This is a genomic window from uncultured Veillonella sp., assembly GCF_905209685.1.
GTDB lineage: Bacteria > Bacillota > Negativicutes > Veillonellales > Veillonellaceae > Veillonella.
Genome location: NZ_CAJLUB010000002.1, coordinates 51,716 through 71,533, shown reverse-complemented (window position 1 = coordinate 71,533; position 19,818 = coordinate 51,716). Strand labels below are relative to the sequence as shown.

The following is a 19,818-nucleotide window of genomic DNA, read 5'->3' as shown; positions in this document are numbered from 1 at the left end:
ATCTGTATTTAAATTTGAATTTATATTTTACTTTCATTATACATGAACTTGTAAGTCATTTTTTGCTTTACAAACAACAGATTTAGTAGATAAATAATCTTATAGACCAAATAGACATAAAAAAACTGTGATGAGGTTTCTATCTCATCACAGTTTTATATTAGTTAAATTTAATTTTTACAAATTTACGTTTACCAACTTGAACGATCATGCCCTCTTCAAGGGTAAGGTTTTCTTCTGTATATTTTTCACCGTTTACTTTGAAAGCACCGGCTTTAATGGAGCGACGTGCTTCACCATTAGAAGCAGTCAAACCAGCATCTGTACAGAATTGTGGAACAAAGATTGGTTCTGTTGGCGCATCCATAGCGTATTCAGGAATATCTGTAGGTAATGCGCGTTGTTGGAATACACGTTTAAATTCTTCTTCTGCCTCAAGAGCAGCGTCTTCACCATGGTACAAACGAACGATTGTACGAGCTAATTGCATTTTAGCATCACGTGGATGTAATTCACCACTTTCAAGACGTTTTTCCATGTCCTCTTGCTCTTCGATTGGCATATCTGTAACGAGCATGAAGTAGCGCATCATCAATTCGTCTGGAATGGACATAGCTTTACCATACATTTCTTTAGGTTCTTCATCGATACCGATGTAGTTACCTAAAGATTTACTCATTTTTTGAACCCCATCAAGGCCTTCAAGCAATGGCATTGTGATAACAACTTGTGGTTCTTGACCTTCTAATTCTTGTAAATGACGACCCATTAACAAGTTGAAAGTTTGGTCTGTACCACCAAATTCAACATCAGCATGTAAAGCAACGGAATCATGACCTTGCATCAATGGATACATAAATTCATGAACACCAATTGCACGACCTTCTTTGAAACGTTTATTGAAATCATCACGTTCCATCATACGCGCTACAGTGTAAGAACTTGCCAAGCGAAGTACATCAGCAAAGTTCATGGATTCAAGCCATTCACTGTTGTCGCGAACGATAGTTTTTTCAGGATCCAACACTTTGAAGATTTGTGTTTTATATGTTTCAGCATTTTTCAATACTTCTTCTTTTGTAAGTGGTGGACGAGTAACACTTTTACCAGTAGGATCACCAATACGTGCAGTGAAACCACCAATAACGATAACTACTTGATGACCAAATTCTTGGAACAAACGTAGTTTACGAAGTGGTACTGTATGGCCTAAATGAATATCTGGCGCTGTTGGGTCCAAACCTAATTTTACAACTAAAGGTTTATTTTCCTTAATGGATTTTTCTATTTTCTTTACAAGATCTTGTTCATTAATTAAATCTGCTACGCCGTGTTTAATTTGGCGCACTTGTTCTTGAGCACTAACCATGATAATCCTCCTCGAAATACTATTGTTTTAGTATACCATTATCTAAAAACTTTCACAATTATATATATAGTATTGGTTTTAAGCCATTTATGATATAATATTTATAACTGCGTAATAGAATTTACGTTATATTTACTAACAAAAGAAAAAAGAGGTGACTCTATGAGTAATAACTCAAATGCGAGAAGCAGCCGCCGTTCTAACGGTAGCGGCTCTACACCGAAGAAAACAAGTCCGAAGCGTCTATTTTGGATTTGTGCCCTTCTCCTTATACTCATCGTAGCCGGAGGTGGCTGTGGTTTTATCAGTGCTACACTGTCTAACCTACCAGATGTATCCAATGTACGTCCTTCTGCATCGTCTCAAATTTACGATGTCCATGGTAATCTCATCACAACGGTTCATTCCACAGAGAATAGATTACCAGTACCTTTAAAAGATGTACCAAAGGATTTACAAAATGCCTTTGTTGCTACTGAGGACTCTCGCTTCTACTCCCATCACGGTATCGACCCAGTTGGTATCTTGCGTGCTGTATGGGTTAACCTTGTTCATAGTGGCGTATCTGAAGGTGGTTCTACAATCACTCAACAGTTAGCGCGTAATGCATTCTTGTCTCAAGACAGAACATTTAAACGTAAAATTTCTGAAGCATTACTAGCACTAAAAATTGAACAACACTACACTAAGGATGAAATCCTAGAAATGTACATGAACCAAATTTACTTTGGTCAAGGTGCATACGGTGTACAATCTGCAGCTCATGTGTACTTTGGTAAGGATGCTAGCCAATTAACGCTTGCTCAAGCAGCGCTCATTGCGGGCTTACCACAAAGTCCTAACTACTACTCTCCATTCAATGATTTGGAAGCTAGTAAAAAACGTCAAGCCGTTGTATTAGGCCAAATGGTTAAATACGGATACATTACACAAGAGCAAGCTGATGAAGCGCGTCAAGCAGATTTAGGCTTAGTGGCAAAACAAGAACAAACGCATGAAAAATCTAATGCGTCTTACTTCATTAACTATGTTATTGCACAAGTTTCTGAAAAATATGGTGACGATGCAATCTATAAAGATGGTTTAAAAATTTATACCACTCTCGATATGGATGCACAAAATGCAGCTGTAGCAGCAATGCAAAACTTGCCTAACTACTACACAGATAGCAATGGTTTACATCAACCACAAGGTGCTATCGTAGCTATGAATCCTCATAATGGTTATATTATGGCTATGGTTGGTGGTCGTGGCGATGATGCATTTAACCGTGCTACACAAGCAGAACGTCAACCAGGTTCCACTATGAAACCATTTGTATATTTAGCAGCTATTCAATCTGGTAAAACTCCTGGTTCTATTGTAGATGACAGCCCTGTTACATTTGGTAGCTGGAGCCCTAAAAACTATGAAAATGACTTCGAAGGTAATATTACATACCGCTACGCATTACAACATTCTCGTAACGTAGCTGCCGTAAAAGTTGCCGATGAAGTAGGCATGTCTAAGATTATTAAACTTGCTAAAGAAATGGGTATCACTACCCTTACAGATCAAGATAACAACTTATCTACAGCACTCGGTGGTTTAACTCATGGTGTTACACCTCTTGAAATGGTACAAGCCTATGGCGTACTCGCTAATGGTGGTATCAAGGTTCAACCTACAGCAATCGTTAAAATTGTAGACCGCAATGGTCAAGTGGTTGAAGAAAACTCTATCCAAGAAAAACGCGTTGTAGATGAAAAAGATGCAGCTATCATCACTAGTATGCTAGAATCCGTTATTAATGGCGGTACTGGTGGTAATGCAGCAATCGGTCGTCCTGCAGCAGGTAAAACAGGTACAACAGATGATTCCAAGGATGCTTGGTTCGTTGGTTATACACCTGATCTTGTAGCTGCCGTTTGGATTGGTGACGACTACGGTTCTGAAACATTACATGGCATTACAGGTGGTACAACACCAGCCATTATGTGGGGTCAATTCATGGCAAATGCTCTTGCCAACACCCCTGCTTCTGACTTCTCTGTTCCTGCTAGCGCACAATCAGCTGTCTCTGAAGGTTATTACAACCCTGCAAAAGCACAGCCTAAAAAAGAAGCCGCTAAGGACGAAAAGGCAGATAAAAAAGACGATAAAGACAAGTCTAAGGATGAAGCAGTAAAAGATGACAGTGGCTCAAAAGATGATGCAACTGAACAGAAATCTAATTCATCCAAAAGTAAAAAGTCTAGTAAAAAAGATCGTTAATCTCATACGCTAAAGGAGCGGAACATGTGTTCCGCTCCTTTTCTATTTCTATATATGTATATGGCTATACCCCATAATCAATTTGATATACGATAATAATTTACTGTATTATCTATAACTATATCACTATTGTGTAGCTTTATTTCAGAACTACATTAGTAGCTCCTGCACCACCTTCATCATAGCCTGCCGTTTCAAAATGAGCTACATGCGGTAAGGTACGCAAATATTGATGTACACCTTCTCGTAATGCGCCAGTCCCCTTACCGTGAATAATGCGCACTTGATTAACACCACCAAGTAAAGCTTGGTCAATAAATCTACCAACAGAAACTGTCGCTTCATCTACCGTTTGTCCAAGAATATTGATTTCAGTACGAACCTCTTTTTGGCGTTGTACGGCAGAGCCACCCATACGCTTTCTAGTCTTAGGCATAGCTGCTTTTTGTTCCCGTTCAAGCTTATTTCCTTCTTCACGTGTAGTAGATTGTAATTCGCTAACCTTTACAGTAGCTGTTAGTCCATTAATATCTACATTCACACGATTGCCATTGATAGCTAATACGGTACCTAATGAGCGTAAAGATGTAACATATACTGCTTGGCCTACCTTAATAGTATCTGCAGTCAAAGATTTACGATCATCATCTACTGGAGCTTCTGGTACATGCACATTAGAGATACCCTTACGTGCAGCATTAATAGCAGATTGACGCTTATCTTTATTTGTTTCAGAGAATTGCGCTTTCAATTGCTTGATAATCGCTTCCCCTTCAACGCGTAAGCTACGTTTCATAGATTCTGCATCAGCTTGAGCTTTAGCTAAGATTTGTTTACGTTTTTCATTAAACTGTTTCTTTTCCTTCTCTAATTGACCACGCATACGACGTGTTTCATCAAGCTCTTTCTTTAACGCTCTTTCACGTTCAGATGCCTTACGAAGTTGTTCATTCAAATCGGAAAGAACCTCTTCCATTTCATGACTACCAAATTGAGATTTATACTCTGCAGCACGTGTTACGATGTCTTTTGGCAAGCCTAAGCGAGCCGCAATACTCAACGCATGGCTACTACCAGCTACGCCGATATGAAGTCGATACGTTGGTTTTAATGTGCGTTCATCAAACTCTACATGGCCATTTTCAATACCTTCCGTATGGTATGCATAATTTTTAAGCTCATTATAATGGGTACTTACCATCATGAGAGCGCCTTTTTTACGGAAGAACTCAAGGATAGATACTGCAAGCGCACTACCTTCTTCTGGATCTGTACCAGATCCAAGCTCATCTAATAATACCAAGTCATTTGGACCACAATGTTTAATGATAGAAATAACTTGTGTCATATGAGCAGAGAACGTACTAAGGCTGGCTTCAATACTTTGTTCATCCCCAATATCGGCAAAGATATTATGGAATATAGGTAACATAGAACCGTGATCAGCAGGAATAAATAAACCACATTGATTCATTAAACTCAATAACCCTAAAGTTTTTAGGGATACTGTTTTACCACCTGTATTAGAACCAGTAATTAATAAAATACGATACGATGTGCCCAATTGAATATTCGTAGGCACTACCACATTTGGTGGAATTAATGGATGACGAGCTCTCATGAGATTAACTGTTCTATCAGTACTCAAGATTGCTGGTACACCTTTATAAGAAATAGCAAGGCTCGCCTTACCATATACAAATTCGATGTGTGAAACCTTTTCACAAGCATCCATCAAATCATTACTATGTTGTTTTACAAGGGCTGATAATTCACGGTAAATACGCAATACCTCTTGCTCTTCACCAATCAAAGCCTCTTGTAATTCATTATTTAGATTCACCAAGCGCATCGGTTCAATATATAAGGTTTGACCCGTTGCAGAACGGTCGTGAATAAGACCATCAAAATATTGGCGATATTCCTGTTTTACAGGGATTACGTAGCGATTGTTACGCTGTGTAATGATCGTTTCTTGGAAATACTTCTGATTATCCTTGTCGTGTAAGATAGCTTGAATATCATTTTTGATCTTTTCCCGAGTTTTGATAATCGTATTTCTTAGGCTCGCCAACTTAGGAGATGCTGTATCAAGCAATTCCCCTTTTTCATCAAAGACGCGTTTAAAGCGATTTTCAATGCGATCTGTATTTGGCATATCCTGAACCCATAAGAATAGCAAAGGATATTCCATATATTTCGTTCTAAAGAACTTTGTCATCCGCTTATAAGCACCAATGGTTAAATAAATATCCCACAATGCTTCACGAGTAAGGACAAAGTCTTTACGACTCTTTTTACAGGATTCGCGAATATCTCGCGTACCACCTAACGGTTGTTCTACCTCAGTTTGTAAAGAACGCATGGCTTCTGCTGTTTCATCAAGGTTCTCTTGAATAGCTTTAGCATCCGTCATTGGTTCAATATGCATAGCTAATTCTTTAGCAATGGTAGAACTACAGTGCTGTTTTAATTGTTCTTTTATATGGTGAAAGTCTAATACATCTTCGTTAAACAATGTACTACCTCTTTTATAAAATACCTCTAAAATAGTGGCCCCTTGTAATAGGTGTATCATCTTTACCTACACTTTTAGGCGGAGCCTCTTTTGTTCCATTTTGAATGGATACATAATCTGCTACGATTGTACGCAAACGATGTGGATCCATATGTCTACCATCGATACGCAATATATGTAGCCCTTTTCGATGTAACTCTGGCACGTAGGCACGCATGTCCATTTCATGACTATTCATGATGTGCATGCGGCAATACGGATCGGTACGCAATGGGAACACTTCCCCTTTACGGTCCTTCAATGCATAGTCCTCTGTTACACATGGCATAGGACAATTTTCCTTTTTACCAGTACCCACAAAGCTTGCGATGGCACAGTATTCAGAAATCATCATTTCCGTGTAACCATGTACCATGATTTCTAATGGCAATTTAGTAGATTTTTGCAAATTAACTAGTTGTGCCAATGTTAACTCTAAGGATGGTGCTATGCTACTCATATTAAAGTCTTGCCATACTTGTAGTGCAGAGCCGTTAAATATGTTAAGACCTGTATCAGCTTCAATAGCACCTGTATACCCTAAATCACGGAGCCATAATAACGCTTGCGGCACGTGAATAGAAATGCTATCTGGTTTAGCCTCAACTATAGCCTTAAGAGTATTCATGTACGCCTCAACTTCATCGTCTTTCACAACTCGAGGCGTAGCAAATACACAAAACACATTATGTGCTTTACAAAGGGTAGCTACCTTTTCATAAACACTAAGTTCATAAGGCTTGCGTTGTAAACGGTCACCGCCGAAGATAATCTTCTTAGCACCACCTTCAATAGCAGCTTTCACACCCTCTAATTCATCAACGCGAGCACTTACCATTGGCTCTGTGTACTGAATCATATCCTTAGCTACTAAGGATGACATATCTTGAGGTTCTACGGCAAGTTCTGCCCAAGCTGTTTCATGATCTGTACTTAACAGAGTTTCTAAAGCCTCCACTGCATCGCGACGCAATGCATTCAAAACACTAGCAGGCCACATGTATGGCCCTTCGGGAATGGACATAGAAGCTAGAGTAAACAATGTATTACCTAATCTACCCACTTGATCTGTAACCTTCTCTAAACTAGTCGGTTTATTATTAGCATACACAGGTTCAAACTCATTAGATACTGTCACAGTACGACCGTCATTTAATACAAAGGTAAGATCTGTACAAGGCTGTTCTCGGTCTGTATTAATGGATAGGTACCCATGTACCTCTAACTTAGCACTAAAATCTTGTAAGCCCCGTTGCTTTTGAGATTTTGGCGTAGATGCCAAGAATACTTGACCTGCTGCAAAGCCTTCATCAGGTTTACCAACAAAATGTTTTTCATTTACTAAGGACCAATTCTGATCAATTTGGTAGTACGTAATACTACCAGAAGCTTGCATTACCTTTAAGAGTGAACCTTTTTCAATCGGTTCTGTTAGGTACAAATGAACTTGTCCCTTTTTGACTTCTGCTTTGCCGATTAATTTCCCTTGATTATTTGGGGCCACAACGGTCATCATGGATTTTCCTACATGGTCTGTTAAATAATCTGTAGAGAACCCACGATTAAATCCAGAAGCCAATGCATCGGCATCAGAAGAGTCTATATGAGCCGTATCTAAAATATGACGATAGGTCCCAATAACTTGACGCACATAGGAAACCTTTTTCATACGTCCTTCTACCTTAAAGGACGTAACACCGGCTGCAACGAGTTCATTCATATGCTCACTATAGTTAAGATCCTTTGGACTTAATAGATAGGCTTCGTGTTTTGGCAACAAACTAGTACCTGAAGAATCCAACAATTCATAAGGCAAGCGGCAAGGTTGTGCGCAAGCACCACGGTTACCACTACGACCACCGATGAAGGAACTCATTAAGCATTGACCAGAATAGCATACACATAAGGCGCCGTGTACAAAGACTTCGATTTCAGCTGTACAGTTTTTACAAATATGTTCGATTTCAGCTAGGCTCAATTCACGAGCTAACACAACGCGGGTGAAACCGAGACTTTCATAAAAACGAACAGCATCTAGCGTTGCCGCCGTCATTTGTGTACTACCATGCAAATGCAATTTAGGAGCTACGCGCTGCGCCAATTTTGCAACAGCTAAATCTTGAACGATAATAGCATCCACACCAATACGCTCTAAATCTTTTAAGTATTCTTCAAGAGCAGATAATTCAGAATCGCCTATGAGAATATTTACAGTTACATATACGGACACATCTAGAATATGGGCCAATCGAATAGCCTCAGCTAGTTCTTCAATGCCAAAGTTTGCTGCATGAGCACGGGCATTAAAGCCTTTACCACCGAGGTAAATCGCATCTGCTCCAGATTCTAACGCAGCTATAAAGTTTTCCATCGTACCGGCAGGAGCCAATAATTCCATGGATAATCCTTTCTACCTAACTAAAGGTATAACTATAGTACTAAAAGGGTTTACCATACGGTAAACCCTTTCAATATACTGCTTACAATTAACGTAATTTGCAGTTAATTTCTGCTAATGCATCGATAATAGCTTGAATATTACCATCAATATCCTCATCATTCAACGTACCTTCCATAGAACGGAATTGTAAGTTGTATGCAAGACTGCGGTAACCAGCTTCAATATGTTCACCTTCGTAAACGTCGAAGATAGATGCATTTTCTAAATATTCTCCACCATGCTCTTTGATGATGGATAAAATTTCGCCACTAGATACGGACACAGGTGCTACGATAGCAAGGTCACGACTAGTGCCTGGGAATTTACTGAAGGATGTATAACGGAATGCTGGAATCGTTAAGGATAATACGGCTTCCAAATCGATTTCAAACATGTATACTTTGCCAGGTAAGTCAAAGTTTTTGCTCACTTGTGGATGTAATTCCCCATACTGAGCAATCATTTTACCATCAACAACGTATTGAGCACTTACACCTGGGTGGAAGTATGGCTCAGTGCCGCGATTAATTTCATAACTTGTAACACCTAATTCAGCTAACAACGCATCTACAATACCTTTTACATCATAGAAATCTGTAGTGCGTTCTGCTTGATTCCAACCAGCTTGGTTTGCCTTGCCCATCAAGATACCGCAAGCCATAGGGCGTTCATGAGGTACTTCTGTTAAAGGCAATGCTTTTGGTTCATATACATTGGCTGTTTCAAATAACCAAAGATCCTTATTTTGTTGCGCAATATTGCGTTTAGCTGCTTCAATAACAGCTGGTACCAATGTAGTACGCATATAAGGGAACTCTTCAGAAATAGGGTTCAAGATTGGAATGGCAGTATAACGGCTATCCCCTTCAGGAAGCATCATGTTAGTAAGACCATCTTTATGCATGAAGCTAAATGTAATGATTTGAGTCATACCCAATTTAGCCAATGCATGAGTTACCTCTTTAGTAAGAGCTTTCTTAGGTGTCATGCCACCAGAGGATAATACGGCAACCGGAATTGTAGGCTTAATATTATCATAGTTGTAAATACGAGCCACTTCTTCAGCGATATCAGGCATCACTGTTACGTCGCCACGCCATGTTGGAACGAGAGCAGACAATTTATCGCCATCTTCAGTTACAACGAACTCAAGGGCAGTCAAAATACGAACCATTTCGTCTTTTTCAATGTTTGTACCCAAGTAATCGTTAATTTGTTCTGCTGTAAAAGTAACAGTATGTTGTTCTACAGGATTTTTATATACATCGATAACGCCTACATCAACTTTACAAGTAGGACAGATTTGTTGTAATAATTGAGCTGCTCTGTCGATAGCATAAGCAGTGTATTTATGATTTACACCACGTTCGAAACGACCAGATGCTTCGGAACGCATGCCAAGAGCTTTAGCTGTACGACGAATGGATGGACCATTGAATACGGCAGCTTCGAACAAAACGGTAGTCGTTTCATTTGTCACTTCACTATCAAAGCCACCCATGATACCAGCTACACCTACTGGACGTTCTGCATCGGCAATGATGAGCATGGAGTCATTCAATTCGCGTTCAGAACCATCAAGTGTAACAAGAACTTCACCATTTTTAGCGCGTCTTGCCACCAATTGATGACCTTTTACATGGTCATAATCATAGGCATGCATAGGTTGACCAAGTTCTAACATAACATAGTTTGTAACGTCTACTACGTTATTGATAGGACGAATGCCACTGTTACGCAAACGGTTTTGTATCCACAATGGGGATGGCTCAACCTTAACATCAGTTACTACGCGAGCAGTAAAACGAGTACAAAGATCATCCGCTTCAATGGATACAGATGCTTTTCCTTCAATAGACTCGCCATTTTCGTTAACCATGATAACAGGGAATAAAGCTTTTTGGTTTGTCATAATACCGAATTCACGGGATAAACCAACCATGGAGAAGCAATCTGCTCGGTTAGCAGTCAATTCAAATTCATACACTGTATCATTTAAGCCTAAAACGTCTTTTACATCAAGACCAATTGGTGTATTTTCAGGGAAAATATAAATGCCTTGAGCTTCTTCAGGCAATACTAAATCACTAGAAATGCCAAATTCTGCAACGGAGCAGAACATGCCTTCAGAAACTACACCGCGCAATTTACCTTTTTTAATCTCTGTGCCATCAGCTAAGCGAGATTTATGATACGCCACAGGCACGATTTGGCCTACTGCAACATTGGTAGCAGCTGTTACGATTTGTTTTGTAACAGGTTCACCTTCTTCTGTAAGGCATTCAACTTGGCATACTTGTAATTTATCTGCATCTGGATGTTTTGTAATCTCCACGATTTTACCAGTATAAATTTTCTTAATGCCATTATCCATAGCAATGACATCTTCTACAGGAATACCAGCTTGTGTTAATTCATCGGCCAATTCTTGAGCAGGACGATTCATATCCACAGGCACGTATTCGTTCATCCACTGTAAACTTGCTTTCATGAGTTCCTCCTAAAATTGTTCCAAGAATCGTACATCATCTTCAAAGAATAGACGTAAATCGTTAATGCCGTATAAAAGCATAGCAATACGTTCTACGCCCATGCCAAAGGCAAAGCCTTTAACCTTTTCAGGATCGTACCCATTAATGCGCAATACATCAGGATGAACCATACCGCAACCCAAAATTTCAAGCCAACCTGTATGAGAGCATACACGGCAACCTTCACCACCACACATTACACATGAAATATCTACTTCTGCAGATGGCTCTGTGAATGGGAAGAAGCTTGTGCGGAAACGTACCTTTGTTTCATCACCATACATGTGACGTAAGAAGGACTCTAATGTACCTTTCAAATCAGCAAATGTAATATGTTCGTCGATGATGAGACCTTCCACTTGATGGAATACTGGGGAGTGAGTCGCATCATAGTCCCAACGGTAAACCTTACCAGGCGCAATCATGCGGATTGGACTATTAGGTTCATGTCGTTGCATTGTACGAGCTTGTACTGGAGATGTATGGGTACGCAATAAGAAGTTTTCTGTAATATAGAAGGAATCTTGCATATCACGTGCAGGATGATCTTTAGGTAAGTTCAAACATTCAAAGTTAAAGTAATCCTGTTCAATTTCTGGACCTTCTTCAACGGTATAACCCATTTTCATGAAGAAATCTTCAATCATTTCATTAACCTTTGTCAATGGATGAATATGACCAGATTTTACTGCACGACCTGGCAATGTAATATCGATGCGTTCTTGTTCTAAACGAGTATTCAACTCTTCTGTTTCCATACGAGTTTTTACTGCCTCAAGTTCAGCCTCTAATGCTTCGCGAACCGCATTAACAAGAGCACCAGCCTTAGGGCGTTCTTCAGGAGATAATTTACCAAGACCTTTTAGTAATGCTGTTACCTCACCTTTTTTACCTAGATATTTTACACGTATATCTTGCAACGCTTGTTGATCAGCAGCGCCTTTGATGGCCTCAAGGGCTTCTGCCTTAAGACGTTGTAATTCTTGTTCCATTAAAGCATCCTCCTATATTTAAAAGTCTAAACTATATTATACCAAATCAGGGTTGTCTTCTTCAATAAAACGCCATGGTAATTCAGGTAATGGCTTCTCTTCTAGTACAAAAAATGTACCACGTGCTAAATGAACTAGTTCACCTAATTCATTATAAATACGAGCTGTGGCAACCATGGTTGTTTTACCACTATGCTCTACATTAGCTACACCACGCAATACCGTACCGCCTTTAACAGCTTTCACATAGTTACCATTAAGATCAATAGTGCTCACAGATTTGCCCAATGTAAAACAAGCTGTTCCCATCACACTATCTGCTAAACCAATACAAACAGCGCCATGCAAGTCCCCTCTAAAATTACAGTACTCTGTCTCATTAGTTTGCAAGGTCATTTCCGCATGACCAGGTTCAACAGCAGTAATTTCAGAATCTTTTACCCAAGAAAATGGATTTTGATCTCGTAATTCGTTGAAATATTCTAACAATGTTGTAGCCATATGGTTCTCCATTCAATATACTGACACATAGATTAACTAAACTTAATCCCCTTCTATTTCCAAATACTTGCATGAAATGATTTAGAGCGTTCTTGCAAAAAACTCAATACAAACATAAAAATGGTGCGTTACATCATACATATTGTATCATGCAACGCACCATATGCGAATAACTCTATCTAATTATGTAGTATGTTCTTAAAAAAACGCATCTACAACTAAGGATTATTCATAATGTAATGCATCAATTGGATTAAGTTTAGCCGCTTTACGGGCTGGATAAATACCAAAGATCAAACCTATTGCCATAGAGAAGGCAAAGGACATTCCAATCGTTGGTATAGATATAACTGTACTCATGCCCGAAGCCATGCCAATCAGCTTAGATGAGCCTATGCCGAGTATAATCCCTATTATGCCCCCCATCAAACTGATAACAACAGCTTCGATAAGGAACTGTGTAACGATAACACTATAAGTAGCACCCAGCGCTTTACGTATCCCAATCTCTCTTGTCCGTTCAGTTACGGATACGAGCATAATATTCATAATGCCAATACCACCGACCACAAGAGAAATAGCTGCTACAGCACCTAAGAATAATGTTAACGTACCTGTTGTTTCCTCCATAGTTTCCATGATAGAGTTCATGTTTTGGATATTGAAATCATCAAGGTTTGTATCTTTAATACCATGTCGTACACGCAATAGGTTTTCAATATCGGATTGTAAACGATCGATACCGTTTTCATCCTTACCTACTACATAAATCATCCGGAGATAATCAACACCTTCTACCCGTTCCATAGCTGTAGTATATGGAATAATTACCATATCATCTTGGTCATTACCCATAGCACCACTGCCCTTACTATTAAGAACACCAATGATACGGAATGGAATATTTTTGACACGAATTTCAGCACCTACTGGATCTTCATCACCAAATAGATTCTTAACAACTGTTTTACCTACGACTGCAACGCGTTCACGATTCTGTACATTCTTTTCAGACAAGAATCGACCAGATTTCATAGACCAATTGTTTACATCTAAATAGTTATAGCTAACACCAGATACTGAAGTAGTCCAGTTCTTATTTTGATAAATCACTACATACGAGCCATTTGTCATAGGACTAGCCGCTTTAACACCATCTAACTTTGAAATAGCTTCATAGTCAGAAACCTTTAAAGACTTCATAGAGCCTGCCGAAGGTCGAACCCCCGGTGTACGCGGTGCACCAGGCATAACCATCAATAGATTAGAGCCTAAGCTAGAAATAGAATTTTGGATATCTTGCTTTACACCATTACCAATAGATACTAAGGCAATTACGGCAGCAACACCGATAATAATGCCTAACATGGTTAAAATGGATCGCATTTTATTAGCAATGAGGGATGCCCATGCCATTAAGAAACTCTCTTTATACATGTGGCACCTCCTGTACAGGCGTCATATTTAGGTTTCGGGAATCCTCTACAATTAATCCATCACGCAATACTACATTACGACTTGCATAGGTTGCAATTTCAGGTTCATGTGTAACAAGGATGATGGTACGCCCTTCATCGTAAAGGCCTCTGAAAATATTCATAACATCAATAGTTGACTTGGAGTCAAGGTTACCTGTTGGTTCATCGGCCATGATGATGGCAGGATTATTTGCCAACGCACGAGCAATGGCCACACGTTGACGTTGACCGCCAGACAACTCAGATGGCAAGTGATCCATACGTTCGCCAAGGCCAACGGAAGATAATAATGCAGCAGCTCGTTCATTACGCGATTTTTTATCCATCCCTGCATAAATCATAGGGAGTGCTACATTTTCTAAGGCTGTTAATTTTGTTAATAAGTTGAAACTTTGGAATACAAAGCCTATTTGTTTATTTCGCACAAAGGCCAATTCATCATCGGATAAGGTAGCTACCTCATCGCCATTAAGGCGGTATGAACCTGTCGTTGGTCTGTCTAAACAGCCAAGAATGTTCATAAATGTAGACTTACCAGAACCAGAAGGACCCATAATAGATACAAATTCGCCTTTATTGACCTGTAAATCAATACCATGTAAAACAGGCACCGATAATTTACCATTTACATAGGTCTTTGTAATCCCTTGTATATCGATTACTGCTTGATTCATATTCACCTACTATTAGAATGGTCCACGGCTATTATTCTTAGGTGCCGTTACATCACCGCTTACGATGATTTCATCACCTTCAGATAAACCTTTTAAAATTTGTACATTAGTATCCCCAGTTACACCTGTAGAAACAGCTGTACGTACTGGTTGACCATCTTTAATAACATATACGTATTCACCTTGCTTATCTGTACGCACTGCCGTAAGAGGTACTACTAAGGTGTTTTTAATATCTTCACCAAAGATGGTTGCACGAGCCGTCATAGATGGTAAGAAGTTGTTGGAAATATTTTCAGGAATTTGAACCTTTACAGTATAGTAAACAACACTGTTGCTTGTAGCACCCATGTTACCTTTTGTACCCTTTGCGATTTCAGATACATAGCCTGTGAAAGTTTCACCTGGTTTAGAGTCTACAGTAAATTCTACTTTAGCACCTTGTTTGATACTACCAATATCTGTTTCATCTACAGTTAAGTAAATTTCTAAGTCACTTAAATCTGCAATAGTAGCGATAATCATTTGTGTAGAAATACCAGTACTGATAGTTTGACCAGCTTTCAATGGTGTGCCTATAACAGTGCCAGACATTGGTGCTGTAATTGTAGCATCACTTAAATCTGCTGCTGCGCGGTCATACGTAGATTTTGCACGTTCATAAGATGTTACAGAATCATCATAGGTTTGTTGAGCGATAGCATTTTGTTCTGCTAATGCTTTATAACGATTCATATCAAGTTCTGCCTTAGCCAAAGCTGCCCGTGCATCATCTGCAGAGGCTTGCAATTGACGTGTATCAATATAAGCGATAACTTGACCAGCTGTAACTTGATCATTTTCTTTTACTAAGACTTTTTCAAGCTTACCAGCCACATTCGTAGAAACGTCAACATAATTAACAGGGTTAATAGTACCAGTTGCACTAATACTAGTTTTTACATCACCCTTTTCTACCTTACCAGTAGTATATAAGTTTTGTGTTTGCTTAGAACCTTCGCTATGCATGTAGTAGTATGTACCACCACCAAGAACACAAAGAACAACAGCACCTGCAATAATGCGTTTACGATGCTTTTGCAAAAATTCTTTCATTATAATCTCCTTATATTAAAATGAAGATATTGGCACAACATGTATCGTTCCTAACAATACTATTAGTATTGTTAAATTATACAGTACCAATTACTTTTATGCAATATAATTTCATTAATGAATAATTGATGATAAAAGAAAATGACCCTTGCGGGTCATTGATAGTTTTAACTACTTAAAATGGATAACAATGTATAATCCTTTTCATTAATAGGAAATACAAGACTTTCAGCCTCTTGATAGGAAATAGGACGAATATGACCATCAATATATCCAATTAGTCGATTATCAGTACCATTCATCAATAACTCAATACAATTTTCACTCATACGCGCCGCTAAAATAGCATCGAATGCAGAAGGACCTCCACCGCGTTGTAAATATCCTAATACAGTCAAACTGGGATCAAATTCCGTATGCTCCTTAATAAAGGATTTTACTTCTCCACTATTATATGCACCTTCAGCAACGAGTATCACACTATATTCTTTACCACGTATCTGTGTTTCCTTTAAATGACGACAGACCTCATGTAAAGGCATAGGATTTTCAGGAACGAGTACAATTTCAGCACCACAGGCAAGGCCAGCTTTAAGTGCAATATGACCTGCTTTACGCCCCATTACCTCTACAATGGCTACCCGTTCATGTGAATTAGATGTATCACGAATTCTTCCAACAGCATCAACCACAGTATTGAGAGCCGTATCAAATCCTAGCGTATATTGAGTGCCACCCATATCATTATCTATGGTGCATGGAATTGTCATTGTAGACATGCCAAGCTTAGCTAAACTCGTAGCGCCTCGCATAGAACCATCGCCACCGATAACAATAAGGTGATCAATATTATGAGCTTTCAAAATATCGTAAGCTTTACGCTGAACATCTTCATTTTGAAACTCAGGAAAACGAGCTGTTTTTAGCATGGTACCGCCTTGAGTAATAATACCACCTACAGAACGGTTTGCTAAAGGAACAAATTGTTCTTCCATAATACCTAAATAGCCACGTTCAATACCGAAAACTTCAAAGCCTTCATGAATGGCTTTTCTAGTTAGCGCTCTTATGGCGGCGTTCATTCCAGGTGCGTCTCCGCCGCTTGTTAGTATTGCGATTCTTCTCATATCCATTACCCCCTTGTGGTGTACGTTGTTTGGATATAGTTTCTTTCTTATGTCCTGTAACCGCTTGATTAGATTTCTTATGTTTGCGATGTTTGTCATTACCAGCTTTATAAGAAACTGCCTTATTAGATGGTTCTTTTTTTAAGACTATTTGCTTAGTTTCTGTATCATTAGAAATCCTTTTATTAAAGCATTGTGTTTTAGATAAGCTGGGATTATCTAATTTATTTCTTAGAAAATTATTAAATTGTAATTCTTGAGATGGCTCTTTACCATCTCTATTTTCCGTATCATTGGGTTGACGTCTTGCTTTAAATTGAACACCTGAGGTAACTAACTCATCCTCAATACGTTGCATAAAATCATAGGTCCGACCATTTGTTGTATCTAGTACAAAATCACACTGCTTATACACCGGTTTCCAGGATTGTATCATAGCATGTACAAAGGCATGAACATTGTTATAATCCATGGTTGGCCGTTTCCCAATACGGCGATTCACACGACTGACAATGCGAAATTGTGCAGCTCGGATACCAATGATATAAGAATATTTCTTCAATATCTTTAATGTGCGATGTTCAATGGGAAAATTACCACCTACGGAGATGACTGCTTCGTGATATAAGCAAACCTTTTTCAGTACATCCATTTCTGCACGTCGGAATGCTTTTTCCCCAATTTTCTTGAATATTTCAGCAATAGGCAACCCAAAACGACTTTCTAATACGCGATCGGTATCTACAAATTGCCACCCCTTGCGTTCCGCAAGATTACGACCGAAATGGCTCTTGCCACTCCCCATAGAACCGATGAGCATAATATTTCGTTTTATTATCATGTATTATGTGCCCCTTATTATTTCATATCCTTCATTGTACTATAAAATGTCACAAAAACAAAGACAGACTATAGAATAACAATCTATAATCTGTCTCTATTAATATTACTATATAAGAATATATATTAAGACCTCATAATCGGTTTTACTGCACAATGTACATACACTACATTGCCTTTCCGTTCTATGTCCTCGATTTCTATACGGCGTGAAGGGTCTTTTGCTTCAACAGTATTAACCCAGTTGATAAGACGTTCTGTACTTCCTAATACATTTAACTCTAATACCCCTTCATGCTCATCAGTACTAACAATCATTAATGGTTCTCCTTGCAAAGACTCAAAAATACTAGTATTAGAACTCGTGTTCGATAGCTTGTTTTCTGTAAAAGACGCTAGTAATTTCGCTTCCTTAGATGCGATATAATCTGACTCAGCCTGCATTTGGATAACATAGTTTTCTTGTCGTTCTTTCAAATGAGTCGCTTTGTGATTTAAGTTAATATACCCATATAGTGAAATACTAATGATGATACCCCACACTAGTATGATCATTACTATCTTCTCTACTGGATGTGTTGTGCTCTCCTTTAGATCCTTCCATATGGAATGTATATATACCTTGATCTGCTTTAACTGTTCCATGACAATCCATTCCAATTAACCTTTGTTGAAGACTAGCTATAAATTTACGGCATGCTTCATCACTATGGCCTATACCATCTACACTAATATGTTCATCTTTTATATTGAGGTGTTGTAAACTAATTCCTTGCTCCATAGCTATATCAAGGACATATAAAACGATAGTATTTTGAAAAATAGGTTTTTTATTTTTCCCCGAACTATTCTTAAGTATTTTATTTTTAACTGATGCTATATCCTCATACTGTTTTTCAATTGACTGATACTGCGGATTTTCCAATAGCGTCAATAGTTCTGCCTTTTCAGTCTTATATTGTTCATAGTTCGACAAGCAACAACCAATTGCTATTAATCCTACTATTCCGTATACAATACTCATACCATATAGATAATAACGATATTTATGCCATAAACTATGCCAACGTAACGATCGAGGCATTAGATTAATATATCTACCATCCCAAGCCAATCCATTTAAGCCCCCTTGCGGCCATACCAATGGCCATATCCCAATCTAATTGTCCTTGCTTACATCGATTACGACCACGTCCTAAGAATAATAATGGAATATACTCTGTTTCTCCATATATAGAGATAATAGCTTCCATATCCTTTTGTTCCTCATCGGTTAATTGATCTAACCCATACAACTTAACCCCTTGTATTTCATCTACACCAAATTCTTGCAATCTAGATTCTAGTACCTCCATAGCTTCTGATACATCACTGCTACTAATAGGGACAATCCGTTCTTGAATACATATATCATTCCACCATAGCCATAAGTGTAGATGATCCTTTTCTACGACTCCAGTCACGGTACCACTACGCCGCATCAAGCTGTAACAAATAGGAATAGGCCAGAAATCGATTACGTCCACCGGTGCATAGGTGTCTCGTATACCTTGTTTTAAAAGTTCTAATGAATGACGCTCTACAGCAACCATAAACATATGGTAATTATGCCTTGGATATTCCCTACGACATGCATCCATTTGGAAACTGTCGCCATCAAAGGTAAAGTAATCCTCTACATTCCATTTGATGAACTCCTTCATATCAAAATCGTGAGGATCATAAGGTGCTACATGCATTTGTGTATCAATATTAGCTACAATGCTGTAAGCTCCATCATCTAAATCATACATTTCTATAAATTTTCTAACATCCTCATCAATAGATGCACTGCGTTTCATTTCTAGTGCATCGGTAATGACCATCGTTTTATTTTCTACATGAGCTGTTACACATACAATACGTTCATCTGTAATACATACACCAGTATGTATTTTCTTTTTCCGTTTCATAGATTCACC

The 19,818-nt window shown here is 38.6% G+C and carries 15 protein-coding genes; 1 reads left to right on the top strand and 14 read right to left on the bottom strand.

All coding sequences use genetic code 11. From position 1 onward, the window contains the following. Window positions 1-160: 160 nt before the first annotated feature. Window positions 161-1,369, bottom strand: coding sequence for a tyrosine--tRNA ligase (gene tyrS / locus QZ055_RS00705; RefSeq protein ID WP_295823985.1), 1,209 nt, complete (start codon window positions 1,367-1,369; stop codon window positions 161-163). A gap of 162 nt (window positions 1,370-1,531) precedes the next feature. Between tyrS and QZ055_RS00700 the strand changes: the two genes are divergently transcribed. Next, complete coding sequence (locus tag QZ055_RS00700) at window positions 1,532-3,622, top strand: transglycosylase domain-containing protein (protein WP_105089300.1); 2,091 nt, start codon at window positions 1,532-1,534, stop codon at window positions 3,620-3,622. A 139-nt stretch (window positions 3,623-3,761) separates the two neighbouring features. Here the strand turns inward: QZ055_RS00700 and QZ055_RS00695 are convergent, their stop codons facing one another. The 13 genes from QZ055_RS00695 to QZ055_RS00635 form a co-directional block, all read right to left on the bottom strand. Further along, window positions 3,762-6,140 carry an endonuclease MutS2 gene (locus QZ055_RS00695; protein ID WP_295823982.1) on the bottom strand — a complete coding sequence of 793 codons (2,379 nt, stop codon included), beginning with the start codon at window positions 6,138-6,140 and terminating at the stop codon, window positions 3,762-3,764. 13 nt (window positions 6,141-6,153) lie between these two features. Beyond that, window positions 6,154-8,577, bottom strand: a complete 2,424-nt coding sequence (locus tag QZ055_RS00690; protein ID WP_295823980.1) for a DUF3656 domain-containing protein — start codon at window positions 8,575-8,577, stop codon at window positions 6,154-6,156. An 88-nt stretch (window positions 8,578-8,665) separates the two neighbouring features. Next, complete coding sequence (pheT, locus tag QZ055_RS00685) at window positions 8,666-11,110, bottom strand: phenylalanine--tRNA ligase subunit beta (RefSeq protein WP_295823978.1); 2,445 nt, start codon at window positions 11,108-11,110, stop codon at window positions 8,666-8,668. Between the two features lie 9 nt (window positions 11,111-11,119). After that, complete coding sequence (gene pheS / locus QZ055_RS00680; RefSeq protein WP_295823977.1) at window positions 11,120-12,142, bottom strand: phenylalanine--tRNA ligase subunit alpha; 1,023 nt, start codon at window positions 12,140-12,142, stop codon at window positions 11,120-11,122. A 36-nt stretch (window positions 12,143-12,178) separates the two neighbouring features. Next, complete coding sequence (locus QZ055_RS00675) at window positions 12,179-12,643, bottom strand: PaaI family thioesterase (protein WP_295203159.1); 465 nt, start codon at window positions 12,641-12,643, stop codon at window positions 12,179-12,181. A 225-nt stretch (window positions 12,644-12,868) separates the two neighbouring features. Beyond that, entirely contained in the window at window positions 12,869-14,080 is a 1,212-nt protein-coding gene (locus QZ055_RS00670; protein WP_295823976.1) for an ABC transporter permease, read from the bottom strand. After that, the gene (locus QZ055_RS00665) at window positions 14,073-14,795 is read right to left on the bottom strand and encodes an ABC transporter ATP-binding protein (protein ID WP_295823974.1); all 723 of its coding nucleotides are present in this window, start codon (window positions 14,793-14,795) and stop codon (window positions 14,073-14,075) included. Before QZ055_RS00665 ends, QZ055_RS00670 begins: the two co-directional genes overlap by 8 nt. Before the next feature lie 12 nt (window positions 14,796-14,807). Continuing rightward, a complete protein-coding gene (locus QZ055_RS00660) occupies window positions 14,808-15,890 on the bottom strand; it encodes an efflux RND transporter periplasmic adaptor subunit (RefSeq protein ID WP_295823972.1) in 1,083 nt (360 codons plus the stop codon). Between the two features lie 167 nt (window positions 15,891-16,057). Next, the gene (locus QZ055_RS00655; protein WP_295823987.1) at window positions 16,058-16,972 is read right to left on the bottom strand and encodes an ATP-dependent 6-phosphofructokinase; all 915 of its coding nucleotides are present in this window, start codon (window positions 16,970-16,972) and stop codon (window positions 16,058-16,060) included. Continuing rightward, a complete protein-coding gene (locus QZ055_RS00650; protein WP_295823970.1) occupies window positions 16,944-17,858 on the bottom strand; it encodes a shikimate kinase in 915 nt (304 codons plus the stop codon). Before QZ055_RS00650 ends, QZ055_RS00655 begins: the two co-directional genes overlap by 29 nt. Window positions 17,859-17,983: 125 nt before the next feature. Beyond that, window positions 17,984-18,412, bottom strand: a complete 429-nt coding sequence (locus QZ055_RS00645; RefSeq protein ID WP_295803888.1) for a hypothetical protein — start codon at window positions 18,410-18,412, stop codon at window positions 17,984-17,986. Further along, window positions 18,381-18,971, bottom strand: coding sequence for a fimbrial assembly protein (locus QZ055_RS00640; protein WP_295823968.1), 591 nt, complete (start codon window positions 18,969-18,971; stop codon window positions 18,381-18,383). The genes QZ055_RS00645 and QZ055_RS00640 overlap by 32 nt, the downstream gene beginning before the upstream one ends. Then, window positions 18,955-19,809 (bottom strand): hypothetical protein, encoded by an 855-nt coding sequence (locus QZ055_RS00635; protein WP_295803893.1) that lies wholly within the window; start codon window positions 19,807-19,809, stop codon window positions 18,955-18,957. The genes QZ055_RS00640 and QZ055_RS00635 overlap by 17 nt, the downstream gene beginning before the upstream one ends. Window positions 19,810-19,818 lie beyond the last annotated feature (9 nt).

What these genes read in the sequence shown, in the direction of transcription:
- tyrS (WP_295823985.1), bottom strand. Translation starts at nt 1,369, where the DNA reads ATGGTTAGTGCTCAAGAACAAGTGCGCCAAATTAAACACGGCGTAGCA.
- QZ055_RS00700 (WP_105089300.1), top strand. Translation starts at nt 1,532, where the DNA reads ATGAGTAATAACTCAAATGCGAGAAGCAGCCGCCGTTCTAACGGTAGC.
- QZ055_RS00690 (WP_295823980.1), bottom strand. Translation starts at nt 8,577, where the DNA reads ATGGAATTATTGGCTCCTGCCGGTACGATGGAAAACTTTATAGCTGCG.
- pheT (WP_295823978.1), bottom strand. Translation starts at nt 11,110, where the DNA reads ATGAAAGCAAGTTTACAGTGGATGAACGAATACGTGCCTGTGGATATG.
- pheS (WP_295823977.1), bottom strand. Translation starts at nt 12,142, where the DNA reads ATGGAACAAGAATTACAACGTCTTAAGGCAGAAGCCCTTGAGGCCATC.
- QZ055_RS00675 (WP_295203159.1), bottom strand. Translation starts at nt 12,643, where the DNA reads ATGGCTACAACATTGTTAGAATATTTCAACGAATTACGAGATCAAAAT.
- QZ055_RS00670 (WP_295823976.1), bottom strand. Translation starts at nt 14,080, where the DNA reads ATGTATAAAGAGAGTTTCTTAATGGCATGGGCATCCCTCATTGCTAAT.
- QZ055_RS00665 (WP_295823974.1), bottom strand. Translation starts at nt 14,795, where the DNA reads ATGAATCAAGCAGTAATCGATATACAAGGGATTACAAAGACCTATGTA.
- QZ055_RS00660 (WP_295823972.1), bottom strand. Translation starts at nt 15,890, where the DNA reads ATGAAAGAATTTTTGCAAAAGCATCGTAAACGCATTATTGCAGGTGCT.
- QZ055_RS00655 (WP_295823987.1), bottom strand. Translation starts at nt 16,972, where the DNA reads ATGAACGCCGCCATAAGAGCGCTAACTAGAAAAGCCATTCATGAAGGC.
- QZ055_RS00650 (WP_295823970.1), bottom strand. Translation starts at nt 17,858, where the DNA reads ATGATAATAAAACGAAATATTATGCTCATCGGTTCTATGGGGAGTGGC.
- QZ055_RS00645 (WP_295803888.1), bottom strand. Translation starts at nt 18,412, where the DNA reads ATGATCATACTAGTGTGGGGTATCATCATTAGTATTTCACTATATGGG.
- QZ055_RS00635 (WP_295803893.1), bottom strand. Translation starts at nt 19,809, where the DNA reads ATGAAACGGAAAAAGAAAATACATACTGGTGTATGTATTACAGATGAA.